General features: G+C 30.8%; 8 protein-coding genes and 1 pseudogene. All 9 read left to right on the plus strand.

All coding sequences use genetic code 11. From position 1 onward, the window contains the following. Positions 1-374: pseudogene (locus tag GOQ29_RS05700) on the plus strand (hypothetical protein); the annotation flags it as partial. A gap of 100 nt (positions 375-474) precedes the next feature. Then, positions 475-717, plus strand: a complete 243-nt coding sequence (locus tag GOQ29_RS05705) for a PHP domain-containing protein (protein ID WP_203371683.1) — start codon at positions 475-477, stop codon at positions 715-717. A 138-nt stretch (positions 718-855) separates the two neighbouring features. Beyond that, positions 856-1,599, plus strand: coding sequence for a class I SAM-dependent methyltransferase (locus GOQ29_RS05710; protein WP_203371684.1), 744 nt, complete (start codon positions 856-858; stop codon positions 1,597-1,599). Between the two features lie 207 nt (positions 1,600-1,806). Then, positions 1,807-2,172, plus strand: a complete 366-nt coding sequence (locus GOQ29_RS05715) for a Type 1 glutamine amidotransferase-like domain-containing protein (RefSeq protein WP_350445979.1) — start codon at positions 1,807-1,809, stop codon at positions 2,170-2,172. Between the two features lie 199 nt (positions 2,173-2,371). After that, a complete protein-coding gene (locus GOQ29_RS05720; protein ID WP_203371685.1) occupies positions 2,372-2,617 on the plus strand; it encodes a hypothetical protein in 246 nt (81 codons plus the stop codon). A gap of 2 nt (positions 2,618-2,619) precedes the next feature. Next, positions 2,620-3,006: a retropepsin-like aspartic protease gene (locus tag GOQ29_RS05725; protein WP_203371686.1), complete on the plus strand. Its 387-nt coding sequence runs from the start codon at positions 2,620-2,622 to the stop codon at positions 3,004-3,006. 115 nt (positions 3,007-3,121) lie between these two features. After that, positions 3,122-4,210 (plus strand): HD domain-containing protein, encoded by a 1,089-nt coding sequence (locus tag GOQ29_RS14985; protein WP_203371687.1) that lies wholly within the window; start codon positions 3,122-3,124, stop codon positions 4,208-4,210. A 262-nt stretch (positions 4,211-4,472) separates the two neighbouring features. Next, positions 4,473-5,039 (plus strand): GNAT family N-acetyltransferase, encoded by a 567-nt coding sequence (locus tag GOQ29_RS05735; protein WP_203371688.1) that lies wholly within the window; start codon positions 4,473-4,475, stop codon positions 5,037-5,039. 160 nt (positions 5,040-5,199) lie between these two features. Beyond that, a partial coding sequence (locus GOQ29_RS05740) for a class I SAM-dependent methyltransferase (protein WP_203371689.1) occupies positions 5,200-5,555 on the plus strand: 356 nt, incomplete at its 3' end.

Consider the following 5,555-nt stretch of genomic DNA (forward strand, 5'->3'; position numbering starts at 1 on the left):
AATCCAAGATAAAAAAATTAGAGGATATAAATCCTCTTAAAAATAAAACTAAACATCTTACTGGAATTAAGTTAACAGCTCAAAAAATAGCTTCAAGAGCTTGGATTTCATTAGAAAAGGTAATGTTTGGTGATGGTAAAAAAGTATCCTTATCTACCAGATGGAAAAATGTAAATAATAATAAAGTGCAAAGAGATTTATATAGTACTTTTTTAATAATGAATAGTAAGAAAAATTTAAAAACAACTGATAGAAACAAGTGTTTTGAAACTTTTGATAGTTTTTTGGAGTTACATAATAAAGAAATAGAAAGAATAAGAAAAGCCGAAGGCTCAAGAATATTTTCAAGTTTCGGCATAAAGAAAATTTCATAATTTAATTTTTATAGGTTGAGCTGCCAGCCTTAAGTTATTGATAATAGTCCGTTAGGACTATAGATAAAAAAGTCTAAGTGAAACTAGGTCAGTAAAAAGTATGAATATGCTTTATAAGGAAGTAGCTAGAAGACTGAAAGAGAAAGGCATGAAAGCTGAGTTTAATACAGGATTATATTATAGATATAAACATGAGGAACTAGGCATAAATGAAGAATTTTTAGAAGAATTAAAGAACTTTAACGTGGAGTTAGTTACAGCTTCAGATGCACACAGTCCAAAAGAAGTAGGAACATTAATAAAAGAAGCAAATGGAATAGTAGAGAGCTATAATAAAAAGTAATTATGGATTTGAGGTAATAGCATCGTCTAACGCTGTGTTGTAGATATCCTATAAAAATATAGTGCATCGATAACATGAGAGACATTAGGTGAAATAGCAAAAAAAAATTGTTTATTAAGCAATGTGGAGGGGAGATATTTGAATAAAATTAATATAGAGTTTATTGACAAATCATATGAGGGAGCAATTTCTAATTATAGTAATGCTACAAATGAGATAGGGATATGGGAATCTGAAGAATATGTGTTTAAAAAATATTTTGAAAAAGATAAAAACATTTTAGATGTTGGCTGTGGAGCGGGTAGAACAACATTTGGATTATATGAGAAAGGATATACAAATATAATTGGTTTAGACTTATCTAAAGATATGATATCTGCTGCAAAACAAATCAATAAAATTAAGAAATATAAAATAGAATTTATACAAGGTGAGGCAACTAGTTTAGATTTTGATAATAATTCATTTGATTATGCGTTATTTTCTTTTAATGGAATAATGCAAATTCCTCACAAAACAAACAGAATAAAAGCTCTAAAGGAAATTAGAAGGGTCTTAAGAAATAATGGCATATTTGTCTTTACAACACATGATAGAAATAAGGAAAAAATATTTTTTGAGTTCTGGGATAAGGAAAAAGAAAAATGGGGAAAAGAATTACAAGATGAGCGCTTACATGAATATGGCGATAGAATAACTACGTCTAAAAATGAAAAAAGGGAAATATACATTCACATTCCTAGTAGAAGAGAAGTATTAGAGAGTCTAGATCAAGCAGGATTTAAACTTGTAGAAGATTTTTATAGAAGTGATTTATTTATTGAAAATGATAAGGTGAAAAAATTTTCAGGTGAGTGTAGATTTTGGATTGTAAAAAAATGATTTCAAATTAATTTTGAAACATATAAAATCGTCATATTTCCTTTGCTGTTGAAGATATTGAAGCCATTGTAACCAAATTAAAAAAGAAAGGCTTAGGACTTATTGGTGAGATACATAACTATGAAAACGCTTATAAATTATGCTACGTTCGTGGGCCAGAAGGAATTATTTTGGAATTAACTGAGAAAATCAAATAAATGTAGCGTAATTTATATTGCTAGTGGAAATACTTACAAGTTATTAGATGTAGTGAGAAAATCAGGCTTTTCTAATTTTATTACTCAAGTAGTAAGCGAAAAGATAATAATCGGAAATAGTGCAGGTGCAGTTATATTAGGGCAAGATATTAGTTCATCTAATGACGAAAATATTATAGGACTGAAAAATACTGAAGGATTGAGACTAGTTGATTATTTAGTATGTCCTCATTACTCAGTAGATAAAGATGAAAGGCTTCAAAACCTCTCAAGAAATTTTAATCAAAAAGTTATAGGAATTTCGGAACGATCTGCAATTCTTATAGATAGTAATAAAGAAGAAAAGTTTGGTGATATTAAGGTATTTGAGCCATGATTAGTATAACGGCGAGTTTCTATAGGGCACGTCATATAACAAAGTATTTCAACACCCATTAGCAGTCTGGGGCCGTATTTGTAGGATCTGGCGAATGTCGGGAACACTCGGAACGTTAGCTGATAGCAAAATCAGTATTTGTATCAAGCAAAAATGGTATAATTATAGAAAAGAAGGATAATAGAAAGGGGATATCAGATTGAAATGGAAAGAGATTAGAGAGATGTACCCTAATAAATTTGTGAAATTAGAAATACTAGAATCCCATGTCAATAATGGAAAAGAATATGTAGATGAAGTTGCCTTGATAAAAGTAATTTCTGATGGTAAGAAGGCTATGAAAGAGTTTTTAAAATGTAAGGGTAAGCAAGTAGTTTATAGTACTTCAAATAAAGAATTTGTAATAGAAGTAGTAAAAAATGTAGGGATAAGAAGGAAAAGTTGATTATGATTAAGTTAGAAATTAAGAATGGATTATTATATACTTCTATACAGCTGTTTCATGAGGGTAAAAAAGTTCATGTTAAAGATGTAATTGTAGATACTGGAGCATATCATACTATTATAATTCCAGATTTTTTAGAGGAAATGGATGTTGAATTAAGAGACGAAGACCAAATTGTAAAGGCTACAGGATATGGAGGTAAAGAATGTTATTCAGTTAGAAAAAGAATTGATAAAATAGAATGCAAAGAACTATATCTAGAAAATATGAAAATAGATTTTGGAGAAATTGATCCTAATGAAAGAGTGAATGGGCTATTAGGATTAGATTTTCTAATAAATGCAGGTATAATAATAGATTTGGATAGCCTGACAATGCATAAGAAATAGCCATTAGCTGACAGAGGGTTAGAGACATCGAAGAAATGCTTTGTAGTATCGAAGCGTTATGTGACATATCGCTCTTTGTGTCTAGGTTTCCAGCAATGAAATTAGAGGTGATTTAGTGAATAGAATCAATACTGTACAATTCTATGTGAATAAAATTTTAGAAAGTATATCAAATATTCAAAATTATAGGGTTGCTTTAATTCATACTTATGGTGTTGCAGAATGCTGTTGTTTAATTGCTATTAAACGAGGTAAAAATCCTGAGATTTCCTATATTTCTGGATTATTGCATGACATCTATTCATATAAAACAGGTGTATGTTGTCTCCATTCTATCAACGGAGCCGAAATGATAAGAGTTGCTTTTAAGAATGAACTGAAAGATATATTTACGGATGATGAACAGATTATTATAAGGTCGGCTATATTTCATCATTCTGATAAAGAGCATGTCCATGATGAATATGATGAAATCTTAAAAGATGCAGATGTATTTCAACATTGGCTTTACAATATAACAAGAGATAATTTTTTAAGCAGAAGATTAATTAATCTGCTAAAGGAGTTAGGGCTTCCATTTAGTGAAGAAGTTCCCATAGATATTAAAAAGAAACAAAAGGAAAGTGGCTTTAAGCGTGATTTACTTGGTGATGTTGCTGAAAAACTTGCCAAAAAGAAAATTTGTGGTGAACAGTCTGATAATGATTTTATGAAAATTATTAAGTATTATCCAGAAATAACAGCTTTTGATGAATTGATATATGCATGGTGTGCAGCTTTTGTCTATCATTGTGCTATACTGGCAGGACTAGATATTCCTATCAGGTACAAACCCATGGCAAACACTAGATTTGCCTGCGTCGAAGCTTGGCTAGAATGGGGCAAGAAGAATGAATTTTGCTTACATGAAAAGGATGGATTTACGCCGTCAAGAGGCGATATAATCATTTATAACAACATCATTCCTCCAGAAAACAAGCCTGAAAACACACCATGGTATGATCATATTGGAATCTTATTATCTGTTGATAGCGAAAACATTATTGTTGCAGAGGGCAATATCGACAATAAAAATATATCTGGAATTATTTGCCGCAATCGTAACGAGAGAATCGGTTGTTATGTACGAATACCTGACAATTATGAATACGACGGTTGGAAATATGACTATAAAACTAAAAAAGTTCGTATTCAGAAATTATGAGCATAGTAAGTTGTGCTCTATTATCTTTAAAAATTGTATACAATTTCTGAATCCGTCATTCAGTTGTGTACAGGGTTGTACGTAGCATAACAATATATTTGCATAAAAGTGCACTGGGGACAGGCTTTGATGGGATGTACACCACTAAGGGGTATTCCTTTAGGGTCTAGTTCGAAGGCGGCGCAAACACGAGGGTGTTAGCTGAAATAAATTACTGTGCTAGACAGTTAAGTATATACTTATATGATGATTGGAGGGACTTATGTATAAAACAACATATCAATTCGAATCAGATAGATTAGGTTTTAGACTTTGGAATGCTGAAGATAGTATGCTATTTTCCAGAATGAATGCAGATAATAATGTAATGCAATATTTTCCTAATGTTTTGAGTAAAGAAGAATCTGATAAGTTTATTGAAAAGATTATGAATCATTTTGAAGAGCATGGGTATGGTTTATGGGCTGTTGAGCTTAAAGTAACAAATAAATTTATTGGATTTATAGGCTTTTATACAGCTACTTTTGAAGCAGATTTCACCCCATGTATTGAAATTGGTTGGAGATTAGATGATAGATTTTGGAATAAGGGATATGCTACGGAAGGTGCAATAAAGTGTTTAGAGTATGGATTTAAAGTGTTAGGACTGAATAAAATATATTCATTTACTTCACAGTTGAATAAACCATCTATTAATGTAATGAAGAAAATTGGATTAAAAGAGCAAGGTAGTTTTTTTCATCCAAGCATAGAAGCGGATAATCCATTAAGGTTACATGTATTATATGAGATTGATAAGAAGGCATATGATAAGATTAGTTCAAAATAAGTTTAACGGAAGTTTCCGTAGCTAACATGGGGTTTAAGGTTACGCTGTCGCTGCACCCAAATTCATTCGGCAAGAGCAGTCGCCCTAAGCCTCATGAATCTCTTAAATCTCTGGTACGTTATATGAAATGCTTTACTTAGAGTAAGGAGGAGTTTTTGTCTTGGGAAAAATCGCAAAGTACTATGAAGGATATGATGAGGAATCAAGATTAATCAAAGATAATTCTCATAAGATCGAATTTATTTCAACAATCCATGTACTGGATGATAAGATAAAAAAAGATGCGAGAATATTAGAAGTTGGTGGAGGAACTGGAAGATATTCATTTTATTATCTTAATAAAGGGCATACAATTACAGCATTAGATATTGTACAAAAAAATATTGAAATAATGAGAGAAAAATCTAAAACAATTGAATCAGGAAATATAGATATAAATCTTGGTGATGCAAGGGACTTATCACAGTTTGACACAAATACTTTTGATGTTGTGTTATGTTTAGGACCTATTTATCA

It is taken from the genome of Anaeromonas gelatinilytica, assembly GCF_016820635.1.
GTDB classification, from domain to species: Bacteria; Bacillota; Clostridia; order Tissierellales; family SIT17; genus Anaeromonas; species Anaeromonas gelatinilytica.

What these genes read in the sequence shown, in the direction of transcription:
- GOQ29_RS05705 (WP_203371683.1), top strand. Translation starts at nt 475, where the DNA reads ATGAATATGCTTTATAAGGAAGTAGCTAGAAGACTGAAAGAGAAAGGC.
- GOQ29_RS05725 (WP_203371686.1), top strand. Translation starts at nt 2,620, where the DNA reads ATGATTAAGTTAGAAATTAAGAATGGATTATTATATACTTCTATACAG.
- GOQ29_RS05735 (WP_203371688.1), top strand. Translation starts at nt 4,473, where the DNA reads ATGTATAAAACAACATATCAATTCGAATCAGATAGATTAGGTTTTAGA.